Here is a 16,144-nt window from a genome sequence, read left to right as displayed (position 1 = left end):
TATTTGCGTCAATCTCTGAACCGCAACTGTTTGACAATGTACCACAGCGCTACTACTGAAAGCACGATACCGCCGAAACCAACGTATGTGATGTCAGTAGGGGCAATGCTTATGAGAACGGCTATGGCCAGGTTCAGGATAGCCAGAACCAGCGCCATGACCAGCGCCCAGCGCTTCTCTTGCCAGAGACCGACGGCACATACCAACAGCAAGACCGCGAAGATCAGCGAGGGTATCCCGAAGACGATAATCGCGACCTGTGCGGCCAGCCCTTCCATCCCGCGACCTGAAATATTCGTCAGGCCAAAGAACAACATAAGAAGACTGAAGACAGCCCACAGTGCTCCGTATACACCAACGATGATCGGGAAGAGTCGACGATTTTGAGATTGGGGATACATAGAGGACCCTCGTTGCTCGTTAGGTGACTTCGAGGGCATATTATACATTATCTACCGATACAATGACAAGCATGAGTGGGGGGATACCTGGGAGCGCGGGCCTCCGGCCCGCATCCGCCCCGGCGTAGACGGAACCGGCGCACGGTCTTCCACCTCCTCCGCCTCTGCACGCCAGCGGCCCGCGCACCCAGAGCAACCGCGTGTGGATACTTAGGAGCGCGGGCCTCCGGCCCGCATCCGACCTCAACTGAACAATCGCCCCCATTCCCCCTACACAACGGGCTATTGCCGCGCAGCCCGCGTTGGAGTTCGCCCTCCCTGGCGAATATAACGAGAGCGTTGAAAAGCCCTATGGGAAAAGTGTAATTTTTAGTAGCTTGATGACTTTCATCTTCGCCGTGCGAGAGCAATCCCCGCACAAATACACATCCCACCGCAAGGGGTGGGATGCCTAGTGCGGAGCGGGCGACGCGACTCGAACGCGCGACCATCTGCTTGGAAGGCAGATGCTCTACCACCTGAGCTACGCCCGCACAACTTATTGCGCCATTACTGTAGCACAATCTGACCAGATTCGCAAGTCAGTAAGGAACGACGACCGGCGCTTTTCAACATCTTCCTCCCCAGGGTAAGAAGGGGAAGGTGAGGGCTGCCCTCACCCCCAGCCCTCTCCCGCGCTGCGGGAGAGGGGTGATTGACAGCCGCAGGATCGCCCCTGTTCCGTTCATCCCCCCTTCTCCGCCCCTGGTGGGAGAGGAAGGGGGCTGGGGGACGGTGAGGGCTGCCCTCACCCCCAGCCCCTCTCCCGCGCTGCGGGAGAGGGGTGATTGACAGCCGCAGGATCGCCCCTGTTCCGTTCATCCCCCCTTCTCCGCCCCTGGTGGGAGAGGAAGGGGGCTGGGGGGAAGGTGAGGGAGACCAGCCGAATTATGTCACCTCACTCGATGACATCTGCCGTCGTTCGAGCGCGAAGAGCAAAATTGCCACATCTGCCGGGTTGATCCCGGCCAGCCGCCCGGCCTGGCCCAACGTTGCCGGACGAAAACGCATCAAGACCTGCCGCGCTTCGTTACGTAAACCTGGCAACGAAGCATAATCAAAATCGGGAGGAATACGCCGGTGCTCCATCTTCTGCATGCGCGCTATCTCGCGCTCTTGGCGGGCAATATAGCCGCTGTACTTACAGGCAATTTCTACCTGTTCTACAACTGCCGCCGCCAGTTCTGGTAAATCAGGCACTACGTTCCGTAGTTGGCTATAATGGGCATCGGGCCGGGCCAACACCTCGGCCACGGTTGCGGGCTGGTTTAGTGGCTTCAACCCCTGCTCTTCCAGAGCGGTATTCACCGCCGCCGAAGGAAAGATACGGCGCTCACGCACCTGGTGTAAGGCCTGCTCGATCTGCCGCCGACGTTCCTCAACCACTGCGGCCCGATCACCATCAACTAGCCCCAACTTGTACGCCAACGGTGTCAACCGTAGATCGGCGTTATCGCCACGCAAGAGCAAACGGTACTCGGCCCGTGAGGTAAACATCCGGTATGGCTCACGAATCTCTTTGGTGGTCAGATCATCGATTAAAACACCGATGTACGCCTCAGCCCGACCCAGAATGAACGGTGGCTTGCCCTGCACATAATGCGCGGCGTTGATTCCCGCCATCAGCCCCTGCGCTGCTGCCTCTTCGTAGCCGGTGGTTCCGTTGATCTGACCGGCGAAGAACAACCCTCGCATACGGCGCGTCTGCATATCGGCGGTAATCTCACCGGTTGCTACAGCGTCATACTCAATTGCATACCCAATGCGCATCAGCTCTACGTTGCGCAGCGCAGGAATCGAGCGCAGCATTGCCCACTGCACATCTTCGGGCAACGAGGTATTGCACCCCTGCACATAAACCTCGGCAGTCGTCCAACCCTCCGGTTCTAGAAACAGACTATGGCGTTCTTTATCGGCGAAACGCACAATTTTATCTTCAATACTCGGACAATAGCGTGGGCCAACACCCTCAATGATCCCGCTAAAGAGCGGCGCCCGATGCAGGTTTTCCCGAATGATCGCGTGAAATGCGGGGGTGGTATGAATCTGGTAACACGGGAGCTGTGGCCGCCAGCCATCGAGCTGCGGGTGCGGATAGACCGGCGCCGGTGGGCCGTGGTATTCAGGCGGTGGAATAGACTCACCGAGTTCGGGGTAGTAGTGCCCGAACGCCAACGGCGTTGTACTTCCCGGTTGCAATTCGGTCAGCGAGAAGTCAATGGTTGCAGCCGCCAGGCGAGGCGGCGTACCAGTTTTGAGCCGTACCAGCGGAAAACCGAGCGCGGCTAAATCCTGACTCAGCGTCATTGCTGGCGCTTCACCTGCCCGCCCGGCGCCCCACATCGCCTCGCCGGTAATAGCCCGTCCACGCAAGAACGTACCGGTGGTTAGAATGACTGCTGGCGCCGTATACTGCCAGCCGGTATGGGTCGTGATCGTAAAGCATTGGGTGTCAGCGTTTGGCGGCGCAATGTGCTCAACCATTGCCTGCCGCAGATCGAGATTGGGCACCCGTTCAAGGGTCTCTTTCATCAGCCGGGCGTACAGGCGTTTATCACACTGCGCTCGTAATGACTGCACCGCAGGTCCTTTGCTCTCATTGAGCAGCCGAATCTGTATCGCACTGCGGTCGGTAATACGAGCCATTAGACCACCCAGCGCATCAATCTCGCGCACCAGATGGCCCTTCGCCGGCCCGCCGATACTCGGATTACACGACATATGGGCCAGCTTGTCGAGGTCTATGGTCAACAACAGCGTCCGGCATCCCAGCCGGGCCGCCGCATGGGCTGCCTCACAACCGGCATGACCGGCGCCAACCACAATCACATCATAACGTGTCTGCATATCTCTGAACATGGTATAATGACGCATCGTGCAACAAAGGTCTCTGCTAAGTATGTTATCTATAATATTATACGTATGCGCACCATTCTTATTATAGACGATGACGTTGCCTTTACGGCGAAACTGAAAGAACAGTTAACCGAAGCTGGCTATCGCGTTTTGACCAGTAACTTCATCGCGCCAGGTGAGAGTCTCTGCGTTCGGGAACATCCAGATCTCGTCTTGCTTGAAGGACAAACCGAACGCGGCGCCGGTTGGGACGCATTACCGCGCCTATCCGCACTCCAACCGGTCATCATTCTAAGCAGCATCGGCCTGGAGGAGCAGGTGATGAAAGCCTTTGCCAACGGAGCTGCCGATTATGTCACCAAACCCTACCGTACCGGCGAACTGCTGGCGCGAATCCAGGCGCGCATGCTCCCAGAGGCGCCGGTGATGACCCCATCATCACCGCCGACAGCCAGTGCCGCCGCTGTCGCACCGCCAATCACCTCGGGCAAGCGGCGTCCTGCTGAAGAGGAGAGCGAGTCGGTCTTTATGAGTGAAGCGGAGGAGATGGCCTTACTCCGCAGCACCGAAGGAGCGAGCGAAATCCGCCAACTGAGCGAGAGCGAAGAACGGGCCAGCTTTGGCCGTCGGTTACGCGCCGAACGGCAACGCCGACATCTCACCCTCGTTCAAGTAGAGAATGAGATCAAAGTTCGCATGTACTATCTGCAAGCCATCGAAGACGAACAATGGTCTCTGCTACCACGTGGCCCGGCTGCTCTGCGCATGATGCGCGCCTACGCCAACTTCTTTGGCATCGACTCATCTGCTGCCGAAGCTGAATACCGTTCGCGCTACCAGGTAGAAGAGAAACCGCAGCCGTTTTCGTTCATTGTCGGCAATGTCAACACGAGGGTCAGACAGGCCACTTCTGCCCGCTGGCTGATCGTGCTGCTGGCAATTGTGCTGGCACTCGCGGTTGCAAGTGGGGCCGTGTATCTCTTTGACCCCACCTTCTTTAGCCGGATTGTGGGCGGATAAGCCGCCACACAATCCCTGCATCGTAATAGGGGCTGGTGAATCCTGCCCCTACCGTACCCAGATGTCAGCTCTTCTGCCAGGGTACATCGCCAAGCCCGGCCCGGGCATTCGCAACACGAGCAGCCACAAACAGAAAATCCGACAACCGGTTAAGGTAGGTCAGAATCTCGGCCCGCACCGATTCCTCGGCCGCCAGCGTCACCGTGACCCGTTCCGCTCGTCGACAAACAGTACGGGCCAGATGCAGATGGGCCGCCATGAGCGTCCCACCGGGCAAGATAAACTGCTTAAGGGGTGTCAATTCAGCCTCCATCGCATCAATCTGCGCTTCGAGGAAGGCGGTCATTTCTTCGGTGACCCGTGGAATATGCGGCGACTCATCTGGTGAAGCGAGATCGGCTCCAAGCACAAAGAGCTGATTTTGCACCACTGCGAGCACAGCATCGAGCGCCGGATCAGAACTACTGGCGCGCGCCACACCGATTGCCGCATTGCATTCATCAACGGTTCCATACGCCTGCACTCGCAGATCATCTTTCCGAACCCGCTGCCCGCCGAACAAACCGGTTTCGCCATTATCTCCCGTGCGAGTATAAATTTTCATGCCGTGGTTCACCTTTCACAGACCTTGAGGTAATGTGTGATGTACGATTCTGTTCTATTGCCTTGCAACATCTTTGCTTGGTTCATTTCGTAGTATACACCACCACTCGTATCTTTTCTGGCATGCCTGGGAGATAATGTGTTCAAACACAATGATGTCGCTCACTACGTTTCTGCTACTCCCAATATCAGCACCGGTATATCTATATCAGTAACGCCGCGCTGTTCCAAATCCCACACAAACTGCTCGAAATACGACACGCCTGTTGACATCTCTTCTGCAAAGCATTGGATCGGCACAATCTCAATCCCTACGTTGATTACTTCCAGCTTATGGAAAATAGTCATTGTGGCACAAACGTTGTAGACCATAAAAGCATACTTGCAGCATAGCGTTCCACAGAAGCCAAGAGCAAGTTCAGACATCCCAGATGTCCTTTTTTCGTGGTCACGAAACCATCAGATTGTGGCAACCAAAGATTTGCCTGCGATCTTGCCAAAATCACCGCTTACCGGTTATCCTGAAAACCGGAATGTAGAACATCTGTGGAGCAGAACCGTGATTGAACGACAAACCCTGACCCGCTATGCCTGGCTGTCTATTGGCACTGCAGCAGCCACTATCTGCCTAAAACTCAGCGCCTGGTGGCTTACCGGATCGATCGGTATGTTGGCCGATGCGATGGAGTCACTGACAAATCTAGTTACAGCAGGGATGGCGCTTCTCGTGTTAACGATTGCTGCCCGCCCCGCTGATGAGGATCATGCCTACGGTCACGGCAAGGCTGAATACTTTGCCGGTGCCCTGGAAGGCATTCTTATCATGTTGGCTGCGGCCGGTATTGGCTGGACGGCTGTGCAGCGCCTGTTTACTCCCCAACCACTCGAACAAACGGTTGCCGGTTTGCTTGTTGCTGGGGTGGCGACCGCAATCAACGGAGTTGTCGCATTCATCCTCTTACGAGCCGGGCGGCGCTACGATTCGCTCACGCTTGAAGCTGACGGTCAACACTTGCTGACCGATGTCTGGACATCGCTGGGTGTTGTGGTCGGGATTGGGCTGGTTGCGCTGACCGGCTGGTATGTTCTCGATCCGGTGATCGCATTGGTGGTAGCGCTGCATATTACCGTTACCGGTATTCGGCTGGTACGGCGCGCCGTAGCGGGTCTGATGGATACAGCATTGCCAGCAGAAGAACTGACTGCCATTCACAATGCACTTGCCAATCTGAATGATCACGGATGTGATTATCACGCGCTCCGTACTCGTCAATCAGGAGCACGGCGCTTTATCTCGTTCCATTTGCTGGTGCCCGACACCTGGAGTATTCAGCAGGCTCACGCAATGGCCGAGCAGGTGGAGGCTGCTGTACGGGCGGCTGTTCCCAACAGCACGGTCTTCACCCACCTTGAACCACGAAACGATCCGACGGCATTGGCCGATGTGACGTTGGATCGACACGATCCTGCGACGGATGCCGAACCGACCCTCGCCGAAAGTCACTCATCATCTCCCTTTTAACCTTTTCGATATATGGGAGTCATCAGCACTTCTCTCTCCTCACCGACGAGGGATTCGATCACGCTTTCAAAATAACTTCACTGCAAAAAGGTGATCTTCTCACCACAGAGACCACGGAGATCACGGAGACTAAAGATAATGTTATCTTTCATTGAATATAGGGTTGTGAATTTTTTCTTACATGCACCCAATGGCCAAAAATTATCCTTTTACTCATAAATCTTAGATGCTCTGCGCTCTGTGTGCTCCATGGTGAGTTTTTGCAGTGGACTCAAAATACAAATAACGAGAATAGAAATATCAGTGTGCCGCTGAGGAGCAGGATAATCAATAAAACGGCAATCACCCCTCCTAGCACGACTCCAGCACTCAGCCCGCGTTGCGGACGAAGTGGCTCACCGGCCAGAAACTGACGTACAGCCTGTACCAACTGGCGCGAGATGTCGGTTTCGGTCGCCGGTTCAACACCAATCCACATCCAATTCTGGTCGGCGAGTGGGACGAGCAATTTGTACGCCGGGGAACGGGTAAGCTGCGAGAGATCATCGGATGGTCGCCACGCACCGACAATCATGTCGGCAGTCGCCAGTTGCTGTGCGTCATCGGTACCCGGCTCTTGTCTGGCAATAGCCAGCTTCAATTCTGGAAATTGCTGCTGCAATGCCGTCATAATCTGCTGCGCCAGTGCTTCCTCGGCAAAGATCACAGCCCGCTTCTGCGCCTGGCGCGCTCGTTCAGCCGCTTCGCGTAACCGATTGTCGGTTCGCAACGCAAGGCTGTGGGTCGCCAGTACACCACCGGCAATCAGACTGTATGCGATGGCCTGGGCAAGATCGGCAACCAGGTCACCGGCAAACGTTTGACCAAGGGCAATGCTGATCAATCGGAAGAGAATGTACATCAGCGCGATGAGGATGGTTAACGAGGCGACAAACAAAAAACCAAAGAGATAGATTCGGCGGGTAAGCGAGCTACGTTCCAGCAACCCTATCTCACCGCCGAGGGCAGCCATCTGTTGCACTCGACGCCAACACCATCCCCAGACCACAATACCAACGATGATCATAGCGCTGAACCACGCCAGCGGTTCACGCAGATCGCTCACGACACCGGCACCCGCAAGACTGCGAATGAGGACGCTGAGCAGTCCGCCCAGGCCGGCGACCATAGCCAGTTGACCGACCGCTGCCACCAGATACCACGCCACACGACGAATACCGGCCTGTCGTGGCGCCTCGGAAACGAGAGTTGCGTCAGTCTGCAAGATATGGCCGTGGTAGAGCGCAATCAGCGTCGCGACGATAACCGGCGCTAACCCATCGATCAGTTGACCAAAGACCGGTAGACCGAGGGCCTGGCGGAAGAGACTGGCCAGGATTATCGTAGCATTCGTGACGGCTACCATGCTGGCGATCACGATCACCAGGTAGAGGTACACTTTGCGTAAGACCGACTGCTGTTCTATTTCATCGGCGCCGACGAAGAGTTGCTGGAGAAGCATCCAGTGCCCGACCCAGACCCCTAGACCGACAATGGTACCGACACTCGCATCGACGAGCCGTGACAGAGAAGATACACTGCTTGCGCCAAGCACCTGGATGAGACCGACAGCACCACCGGCATAGACGATCAAGCCGACACCTGCCGCAACGAACAAGTAGAGGCGGCGAAGAAAGGCGCTCGCATCTGGCAAGAACACCAGCCGGGCATCGTTACGAGCGACCAGACCATGATAGGTGAAGAGGACTCCCAGGGTACATGAGGCAATGGTGCCATACCAGAATTGGGCCATCGGATCGGCTGGAGGCCGATTGACGAGCAAGCGCAGCAGAACGCTCAACAGGTCGGTGACACTCCCGATCAGCGGCAACAGAAACGCCGTCAAATGACCGTACAGGTACAGTTGACGGATCCCCGAAGCACGCTCATCAGGATAACGGTCAGCCAATCGCTCTGCCCACCACCAATGGCCTAACCAGAGCGGTAAACAGACGATCAAAGCAGCCAATTGCAGTGCCGTTGTCTCAATGAGTTGCCCGCTGGTGACAAAAACACCGTAGAGCAGCCAGATGAATGACCAGGTAAAGCCCTGCAAGCCGATTGTAGCGCTGACAAACAGGTACCACCGTCTGACCACCATCATCGGCAGCCCCCTTCCTGCTCCCAACACCAGCTCCACGTTCGCCAATTCGTATTGCTCACCAACTGCCAGATGCCATCACGTCGCTGAAGTCCAACGGTAAATACATACGTGGCGGTATTGCTACCAAACAGTCCACTCCGATAGACAGTCGTTTCGCGCACGTCCACAGTTGCCCAATCACCGTCGATCCGCGAACTGATCACCGTAAAACTGACGTCTTCGTTGGAAAAATTCGCTGGTGGCAGTTGGGAACGCATCTCTTGCACATTGCGCGGGTACCCCGGCAGCGTTGGTGAGAGGAAGCTATAAGCGCGCTCATAATCTCCCTGCTGAACAGCCAACAGATAATTGAATACCACATCAGCCGGTTCATTACCGGTACGGTACGCTGGCGTGGCACGATTCAGCACGATCACCACCGCAATGATGATCAACAGCACCGATCCCACCACGATCCCGATCAGAAAGCGATCACTCGCCGGGAGACGCATCGTATGTACCCTTTCTGTTCACCGCTTCTCCATATCTGAACGTACACCGTATGCGACGCTGCCAGAGACAAGAACGTTCCCCTCACTGGTGATCGCGGTAGCGACGTCGCAAGCGCCGACCATACCTACCGAGCAACCAATACCCCTTTGTTACCAGCCAATCGGCGATAGTATGAGCAGCGCTACCGGTGCAGAAGCCTATCACAAATGCCCCAACCTCATCTGGCCTGGTTTTGATCAGCGTGTATATCTGCTCAACAAACTCGCGGTGAAACGCCGGCGGTATTAAACCGATCTGACTCATCCCCAAACTCATCACGAAGAGCAGGCCGTAGACTACGATGACAAAATAGCCGAGTCGGAGAAGTGGGGAAATAATCAAACTATGGCTCCAGAACGACCGGTGCGGGATGAACCACATATAGGGTCGCCAGATCCAGAAAAAGATCCCCCAGCGATTATCAATGGTCGAGTCGATGTCGAGATCGGGTGAAAACATAATACCCGATAGCAGATGTGCGCTGCCCAGCCAGAAACTGCATGCTAGTGCTGTTGATGGGCCGAGTTGAGTGTACTCAAGGGCGGCGTAATAGGTGATGGGCGTCATGATGGCCCCACTGATAATGGTAATAGTATCATGCGTTCGTGCAGATGGCATAACCAACCTGTAACGATGTATCTGTCGAGCTTTCTCTCTACTTCCCCGAGATTGCCGACCAGCGACCCATGTCATGCAGAAGGTGGAGTATGTGGCCGGAAATCTTCAGTTGGTGCATCAACTCTCGGCTGCGGTAGTTGTTCACTTCTGTTATAATAGCACGTGTGTTCGCGCCATGGCGGAGGTTTGTATGGACATGCCACCTCTCACCGAACTTCCCGGTCAACCACCGGGACCAAGGCTTGCTTTTGCCCATGATCGGCAGAGTATCGCTGAGATTGCCGAAACCCTGGCCGCGCTGGCGAATGCCCATGGTGGTGCTGTCGTCGTGAGTGGTGGGCGTGGCACACATCTGGCTGCGCTCCGTGATCCCGCCGCAGCAACTGAGTTGATCCTGGCAGCAGCCCTTTCGTGTACGCCGCCGTTAATCATCCCACTTCCCCAACTGGTTGTCTACCACGAGATACCGGTGCTGGTCGTGGAGGTACCGGCTGGACTTCCCTACGTGTATGCCGTCAATGGGCGGTACCTGCGTCGTGAAGGGGCAAGCAATCAACCACTTTCCCCAGCAGCACTGCACCGGCTGTTTAGCGAGCGCGCCGACCTCGGCTGGGAACGTCAGATTCCACCCGGTGCTTCCTTAAAAGAATTGGACGATGAGCTGGTGAGAGCTTACGCTCGGCGGGTAGGGCCACCTGCCGGTGATGATCCGCTAGCACTCTTAACCAGACGTGGCTGTCTGATCGACAACATTCCGACCAATGCTGGCCTCCTGCTCTTCGGGCGCGATGTCGCTGCTCGCTTTCCCCAGGCTGAGCTAACCCTGGTACGGTACCATGGTCGCGAACCGGCAGACATCTTCGAGCGAACAGATATTTGTGCTCCGCTTCCAGAGGCTATTCGGCGCGCTGAACGTTGGTTGAACGACCATATGCGTAAGGGTTCGCGCATGGTGGGGCTGGAGCGGGAAGACTGGACCCAATTCCCGCCTGGAGCCGTTCGTGAAGCCTTGGTCAATGCAGTGGCACACCGTGACTACAGCAGCCGGGGGGAAGGGATTCGGATTACGATGTTCAGTGATCGGCTTGAAGTCTACTCGCCGGGTCGCTTACCCGGTCATGTTACGCTCGAGAATCTTCGCGCCGAACGATTTTCGCGCAATCCGGCTATCGTGCAGGTGCTGGCCGATCTCGGTTTGGTTGAACGGCTCGGCTATGGGATCGACCGGATGCTTCGTCAGTTGGCGGCAGCCGGCTTGCCGCCGGCCACCTTCCGCGAAACAGCAGCCGGCTTTCTGGTCGTGTTGCCGGGTCAACCAATGGCCGAAGCGGTGCCCGGCGGGGTCGATACCAGCGCCTGGCGTCGGATGGGCTTGAACGACCGCCAGATCGCCGCCTTACTGTTTGTAGTAGAACAGCAACGAATTACCAACCGTGATCTGCAAGAGATGCACCCCGATGTCAGTGCCGAGACGATTCGGCGTGATCTGTCCGATCTGGTCAATCGCGGTCTCTTACTCAAAGTAGGTGATAAGCGAGCAACCTATTACATCCTCAAATGAAGAACATCATCGTTGTGCTTCATCAACCGCGTGATCCACGCAATATCGGCGCCGTCGTGCGGGCAATGCTCAATACCGGCGTTCACCACCTGCGTCTGGTTGATCCATGCCCGTTCGAGCCAGAGGTGATTACCGCTGTAGCTCATCGCCCTGAACCGGTACTGGCGAACCTGGCGGTATATCCCGATCTGCAACAGGCCATCGCCGATATACAACATCTTGTCGGTACCACCGACCGACCGCACCCCAATTTGCCGTGGCGCACCGATACTCGGCAATGGGCGGGTGAGATTCGTCAACGTGCAACTAGGTTCGGCCCGGTCGCTATCCTTTTTGGCAGCGAAGGCAATGGCCTGAGTCGACGTGAACTCAGCCTGTGCCACGAGATCATCGGCATCCCGATGGCGCCGGAATACCCTGTCTTAAACCTTGCTCAAGCCGTCTTGATCACACTCTACGAGTTGCAACAGGCAAGCCCTCCCTCTCCACCATCACCGGGAACAGCCGAACCTCCGGCGTCACTGGCTGCACTCGATACGCTTGCAAGCATCCTTGACGAACTGATCACGGCAACCAATTTTGTGAAAAGCGGAAACGGCTATGCGTTACGTCACCGCCTGCGCGCCATTATGACCCGTGCTGCACTGAGCGAACGTGATGCCGCCATCCTGACCGCTCTGCTGCGTGAGGCGGTGCGGCGGGTAAGAGAACGTTAAAGAAACTTCGCGAAACGATTATTCGCTACCAGCCTCGGCTGCTCTTCTCAATGCTAAAAATACTTCCTTGAGCGATTGACTCACCGCACTATCGGGTTCGCTTAATACCAGTTCCTGGTAAGCGTTGAGAAACTCAATGCGAGACCTGTGGAAAAAGTGTAAGAAATATCTCAGAGAACCTATACAGTCCAGTACAACAACTTCCGTTCCACCAGTTTCCTCATAACACTGTGATGCACGGGACCTGACATCATCACTAATAGCTTCAGTGGTTATAAAGATATAATTATGTATTCGGTGATTAGCAGATTGAACCTTTTGAACTGCGCGGTCAATATCATCGATAGTAACACGTTTCATTTTCATTTCATACACCGTCACAACATGATCATCGCTTTCGAGGCAGACCTCAATATCACCGAGAGAACCCGTTTGTTTATCAGCAGCAGTATGCCTGTGTAGCGGTGACATACGTTCTTCCAAGTTTTCTGCCAACGGATTTATACGCAGCGGCAACAATGAGAACCGGAAGTCTGCTTGCATTTTTACAGCGGAGATGCTGTTCGATTAAGTTAATAATCTCTTCTGACGATAATGGCAATGTTTCTTCTGCTGAAAGCCCAGTAAGTAAGATTCTGATTCTTCCCTCTTTCTCTTCACGAATAATCAATAATATACGAACTATTTCTGTTAGCAAATCTTCAGCCGATACCCTCTTTTGATAGACATCGTCCAGCAACTGAAGAGTCGCCTTGTATATCTGGCGAGGTCTACCAATCAATTCCAAGTCTAATGTGAGTGGTCTGTTCAAATTACGGAAGGCAGGAGTAAGAAAAGCAGTCGTTGGATTGAGCGGTAAGCGATGGTCGTGAACAAAACGGGTAATGTATTTTTCGTCATAAGAGCGACCCGAAAAAGCATCATTGTCACCAATCTCGGTATACGGCTTGCGTGGATCAACATCTGGACGATCTATTGTAGCCACCATACAGGCCATCAAGAGTCTCGCGCAGGCTCGATTACTCATCTGTCGGCATACATACTCGACTCGCTCGCGAATATCAGTATTTCCAATGAAGGATTGGGTAATGTTTTCCGAAGCTCGTTTAAGAACGTTGGAAAGAATATCATCAGGTTTATCCATTGCTCTCACCTAAAAGAGGGTCTTTTGACGAGTCTTCGCCGGATCATAATTGGTCCATAATACCTCTACTCGTGAGTCTTTGGTCGAATGGATCGTTCTAGGAGGAGCGATGTTCTTGTACCACCTGGAAGAAGGATACAAATCGTTCATTAACTCACAATCATACCCCGAAATAGCGACGAGTCCTTGAACGGCATTCAGTACAAGCGCCAGTTCATGGTGCTCGGCATCGGTCATTTCATACGCATACGCATTATTATCGCCTCGCGTTTCGTGAACGTATGGTGGATCGCAATAAAAAAGGGTATCTGGTGAATCATACAAGCGAATAACATCAATTGCCGGCCGATTCTCGATCTGAACGCGCAACAAACGGATTGCAATCTCTGGTAAATCTTCCACTGCGCCGAGCCAGCGTGATACAACTCCAGCCATTCCCGCCCTGCTCGTGTTCTTACAATGCGCCCATCGCCCGAGTGTTGCTGACTGGGCTAAACCGGTGCGTACTTGCCGGGCACGCACGTAGAACCGCCGTGCACGTTCAACCGAATCGAGGCCAGGATCGATTTCACAAGCGATAGCAAATTCTTCGCGTGAACATGGAGCCGGACTCTAGTTTGACTTATAGTACGCGATAGTGTATAACGGTGCTCATGGAAAACACCATGAGCACCGGTAAAGCCGCAAAACTCCTTGGTGTCTCGGTCAAGACGTTGCAGCGTTGGGAACGCGAAGGAAGGCTGATTCCGGTGGCCCGAACGGACAGCAACCGCCGTCTCTCCCCTGAGACGCAGATCCGTGAGTTCATCGGTTTGCGGCAGGCGAACCATGCGCCAACCAAGCTGGTCGCCTCCTGTCGGGTATCGCGTGCGGCACAGAAGCCGGACCTGGCGAATCAGCGCAACGTGCTGGAAGAGGTCGTGGTGGCGAAGGGATTGGCGGGGGTCGAGTGTATCGAGGAAGTGGGCGGCGGGTTGAACGTCACGCGCAAGCGGTTTCTGGCCCGTATGGACGAGATCGGGCGACGGAAAGTAAAGATGCTGATCCTCGCGCACCGGGACCGCCTCACCCGTTTCGGCGTTGAGTGGTTCTGAACATGACGCCAAAACCCATGGCTGCGCAGTGCTGGTGCTCACCCAGGAACGACTGTCTCCCGACCAGGAAATGGTGCACGACGTGATGACCATCGTGCACGGTTGTTCGTCTCGGCGATACGGTGTGAGGAACTATCGAAAGAAGTTGGATGCAGCGCTGAAACAGGATGCACATGGCGTCAAACAGGCCCAACCATGCAACTAACCCACACGATCGCTCGTTGCCCGACTCCTGAGCAGGTGGATTACTTCAAGCGCGCCTGCGGCACGGCGCGGCGTGTCTGGAACTGGGCGCTCAATGAGTGGAACAGGCAATACGCAGCAGGCGGCAGGCCAAACGCCATGGCGCTCAAAAACAGTTCAACGCCATCACGGACACCGACCCGCAGTGGCTCGATGAGAGCGGCCGGCCTTGGGTGCAAGACATGCACCGGGACGCACACGCCCAGCCGTTCAGGAATCTTGCCAACGCATGGGAACGGTTCTTCGCCGACCTCAGGGAGGGCAAAGAAGCGCACGAACCACGGCTCAAGAAAAAGGGCCGTTGCCGCGACAGCTTGTATGTGGCCAACGACAAGTTCACTCTGATGGGCAAGACGATCCGTCTGCCCAGGATCGGCGACGTCGCCATGACCGAGGAACTGCGCTTCGCGGGCAAGATGTTGGGCGCGACGGTCTCGCGCACGGCGGATCGTTGGTTTGTGGCAATACAGGTCGAGGTGCCTGATGCGCAATGCTATCGGCGTCGCACGTCGCACGAGGTCAACGGCCTCGACCTGGGCATCAAGGCTGCCGCAACGATCTCCAGCGGTGACGTCGTTGAGGCGCCCAAGCCGCTCAACGCAGCGCTGCGTCGTCTAAAAATCCGTAGCCGACGTCTCAGCCGCAAGCTGCAAGCCGCCAAGAAGGCAGCAGGATTTGAACGCCGTGCCCGCCTGCCCAAAGGAACGCGCCTGCCGGTATCGAACAACCGGCGAACGTCCGCTGCGACATTGGCAAGGCTGCATGCCCGCCTTGCCAATCTCCGAGCGGATTTCACCCACAAGCTCACGACTCGACTCTGCCGCGAAAACCAAGTGTTCGTGATCGAGGATGTAAACGTCAAGGGGATGCTCGCGAACGAGAAGCTCGCTCGCGCCATCTCTGACGTGGGCTTTGGGATGTTGCGCTCGCAGTTGGAATACAAGGCGAAACGCTACGGAACGCGGTTGGGTATTGCTGATCGCTGGTATCCAAGTAGCCGACTGTGCTCCATCTGTGGCTGGAAGAACGAGGCGCTGACGTTGAGCGATCGAACATGGGTGTGTGCGCAATGTGGCGCGCACCATGACCGTGACCTCAATGCGGCGCGGAACCTGAAACGGCTGGCAACCGAAACTGCCCTACCCGTGGCGAGTCCGACCAGTAATGGCGGCGCTGCGGCGGGGACCGTCCCCGCCGCAGCCGGGAAAGTCACGCTTGTCAGAGACGACGGTGGTCATCAAGACACGTCGGGGCAGGAAGAGAACCGTGCGCACCTTTGCGCACTTTCTTGATAGCAGTAAGTCCAATCGCTCGAATAAGACGGTCAGGATCGTCTCGTAACACCCGAAAGAAATTAGTTACCTCGCCATCAATGTCGTTATATGTCTCTACCGGTGATGGATCGCGGTTAAGTAGCACCGCAGCCGAACCACCAAATGGCTCACAGTAGTGATGACAAGGGGGGAGCAGTGGTAAGAGCCAGTCAAGGTGCGAATACTTCCCACCATACCAACCAAATGCGATCATCCGCTTCTTATCTCGCTTCACAAGTGGAGAGGGAGCGCCGTTCCGTTTCACGTTGAACCCCTTATGTTTCGCTAAAGCACAAAGAAGACGCGAGTGTGGCCTTATGAATGCTGTATCCAATCAGAT

15 protein-coding genes, 1 tRNA gene and 3 pseudogenes are annotated in these 16,144 nt (G+C 55.5%); 7 read left to right on the top strand and 12 right to left on the bottom strand.

Translation table 11 applies throughout. The features are described from left to right. Positions 1-8: 8 nt before the first annotated feature. The 3 genes from QTO31_RS08830 to QTO31_RS08820 form a co-directional block, all read right to left on the bottom strand. Entirely contained in the window at positions 9-401 is a 393-nt protein-coding gene (locus QTO31_RS08830) for a hypothetical protein (protein ID WP_301428805.1), read from the bottom strand. A gap of 460 nt (positions 402-861) precedes the next feature. Beyond that, positions 862-934 (bottom strand) — tRNA-Gly (locus QTO31_RS08825). Between the two features lie 394 nt (positions 935-1,328). Further along, a complete protein-coding gene (locus QTO31_RS08820) occupies positions 1,329-3,287 on the bottom strand; it encodes a tRNA uridine-5-carboxymethylaminomethyl modification enzyme MnmG/GidA (protein ID WP_301428804.1) in 1,959 nt (652 codons plus the stop codon). Between the two features lie 75 nt (positions 3,288-3,362). Between QTO31_RS08820 and QTO31_RS08815 the strand changes: the two genes are divergently transcribed. Beyond that, positions 3,363-4,316 (top strand): response regulator, encoded by a 954-nt coding sequence (locus QTO31_RS08815; RefSeq protein ID WP_301428803.1) that lies wholly within the window; start codon positions 3,363-3,365, stop codon positions 4,314-4,316. Between the two features lie 64 nt (positions 4,317-4,380). Here the strand turns inward: QTO31_RS08815 and QTO31_RS08810 are convergent, their stop codons facing one another. Together QTO31_RS08810 and QTO31_RS08805 are read right to left on the bottom strand one after the other, a co-directional pair. Next, positions 4,381-4,920 carry a cob(I)yrinic acid a,c-diamide adenosyltransferase gene (locus QTO31_RS08810; protein WP_301428802.1) on the bottom strand — a complete coding sequence of 180 codons (540 nt, stop codon included), beginning with the start codon at positions 4,918-4,920 and terminating at the stop codon, positions 4,381-4,383. A 164-nt stretch (positions 4,921-5,084) separates the two neighbouring features. Then, a complete protein-coding gene (locus QTO31_RS08805) occupies positions 5,085-5,345 on the bottom strand; it encodes a BglII/BstYI family type II restriction endonuclease (RefSeq protein WP_031458741.1) in 261 nt (86 codons plus the stop codon). 133 nt (positions 5,346-5,478) lie between these two features. Here QTO31_RS08805 and QTO31_RS08800 point away from each other — a divergent pair, with 133 nt between their 5' ends. Then, positions 5,479-6,441: a cation diffusion facilitator family transporter gene (locus QTO31_RS08800; protein WP_301428801.1), complete on the top strand. Its 963-nt coding sequence runs from the start codon at positions 5,479-5,481 to the stop codon at positions 6,439-6,441. A 271-nt stretch (positions 6,442-6,712) separates the two neighbouring features. On the opposite strand, the gene QTO31_RS08795 is transcribed toward QTO31_RS08800, so the two are convergent. The 3 genes from QTO31_RS08795 to QTO31_RS08785 all read right to left on the bottom strand — a co-directional run bounded on the left by QTO31_RS08795 (position 6,713) and on the right by QTO31_RS08785 (position 9,733). Beyond that, entirely contained in the window at positions 6,713-8,584 is a 1,872-nt protein-coding gene (locus QTO31_RS08795) for a DUF5671 domain-containing protein (RefSeq protein ID WP_031458743.1), read from the bottom strand. Further along, entirely contained in the window at positions 8,581-9,075 is a 495-nt protein-coding gene (locus QTO31_RS08790; RefSeq protein ID WP_301428800.1) for a hypothetical protein, read from the bottom strand. Before QTO31_RS08790 ends, QTO31_RS08795 begins: the two co-directional genes overlap by 4 nt. 82 nt (positions 9,076-9,157) lie before the next feature. Beyond that, complete coding sequence (locus QTO31_RS08785; protein WP_031458745.1) at positions 9,158-9,733, bottom strand: metal-binding protein; 576 nt, start codon at positions 9,731-9,733, stop codon at positions 9,158-9,160. Positions 9,734-9,923: 190 nt separating this feature from the next. Between QTO31_RS08785 and QTO31_RS08780 the strand changes: the two genes are divergently transcribed. Together QTO31_RS08780 and QTO31_RS08775 are read left to right on the top strand one after the other, a co-directional pair. Next, positions 9,924-11,294: an ATP-binding protein gene (locus QTO31_RS08780; RefSeq protein ID WP_301428799.1), complete on the top strand. Its 1,371-nt coding sequence runs from the start codon at positions 9,924-9,926 to the stop codon at positions 11,292-11,294. Beyond that, complete coding sequence (locus QTO31_RS08775; protein ID WP_301428798.1) at positions 11,291-12,010, top strand: RNA methyltransferase; 720 nt, start codon at positions 11,291-11,293, stop codon at positions 12,008-12,010. The genes QTO31_RS08780 and QTO31_RS08775 overlap by 4 nt, the downstream gene beginning before the upstream one ends. Before the next feature lie 18 nt (positions 12,011-12,028). Here QTO31_RS08775 and QTO31_RS08770 read toward each other — a convergent pair whose 3' ends face one another. The 3 genes and pseudogenes from QTO31_RS08770 to QTO31_RS08760 form a co-directional block, all read right to left on the bottom strand. Next, positions 12,029-12,481: a hypothetical protein gene (locus tag QTO31_RS08770; protein ID WP_301428797.1), complete on the bottom strand. Its 453-nt coding sequence runs from the start codon at positions 12,479-12,481 to the stop codon at positions 12,029-12,031. Next, entirely contained in the window at positions 12,450-13,154 is a 705-nt protein-coding gene (locus tag QTO31_RS08765; protein WP_301428796.1) for a hypothetical protein, read from the bottom strand. Before QTO31_RS08765 ends, QTO31_RS08770 begins: the two co-directional genes overlap by 32 nt. Before the next feature lie 9 nt (positions 13,155-13,163). Beyond that, positions 13,164-13,757, bottom strand: a pseudogene (locus tag QTO31_RS08760) (DNA adenine methylase); the annotation flags it as partial. A 50-nt stretch (positions 13,758-13,807) separates the two neighbouring features. Between QTO31_RS08760 and QTO31_RS08755 the strand changes: the two are divergent. From QTO31_RS08755 to QTO31_RS08750, 3 genes and pseudogenes are all read left to right on the top strand, one after another. After that, positions 13,808-14,248, top strand: a complete 441-nt coding sequence (locus tag QTO31_RS08755) for an IS607 family transposase (RefSeq protein WP_301428794.1) — start codon at positions 13,808-13,810, stop codon at positions 14,246-14,248. 195 nt (positions 14,249-14,443) lie between these two features. Beyond that, positions 14,444-14,518: pseudogene (locus QTO31_RS19275) on the top strand (hypothetical protein); the annotation flags it as partial. Between the two features lie 32 nt (positions 14,519-14,550). Further along, positions 14,551-15,783, top strand: a complete 1,233-nt coding sequence (locus QTO31_RS08750; protein WP_301428793.1) for an RNA-guided endonuclease InsQ/TnpB family protein — start codon at positions 14,551-14,553, stop codon at positions 15,781-15,783. On the opposite strand, the pseudogene QTO31_RS19270 reads toward QTO31_RS08750, so the two are convergent. Continuing rightward, positions 15,776-16,018 (bottom strand): annotated as a pseudogene (locus QTO31_RS19270) (DNA adenine methylase); the annotation flags it as partial. The gene QTO31_RS08750 and the pseudogene QTO31_RS19270 sit on opposite strands and share 8 nt — an antisense overlap. Between the last annotated feature and the right edge of the window lie 126 nt (positions 16,019-16,144).

This window comes from Chloroflexus sp. MS-CIW-1 (assembly GCF_030444705.1).
Lineage (GTDB): Bacteria > Chloroflexota > Chloroflexia > Chloroflexales > Chloroflexaceae > Chloroflexus.
Note: the sequence above shows the minus strand (reverse complement) of the source record. Positions and strands in the feature narration are given on the sequence as shown.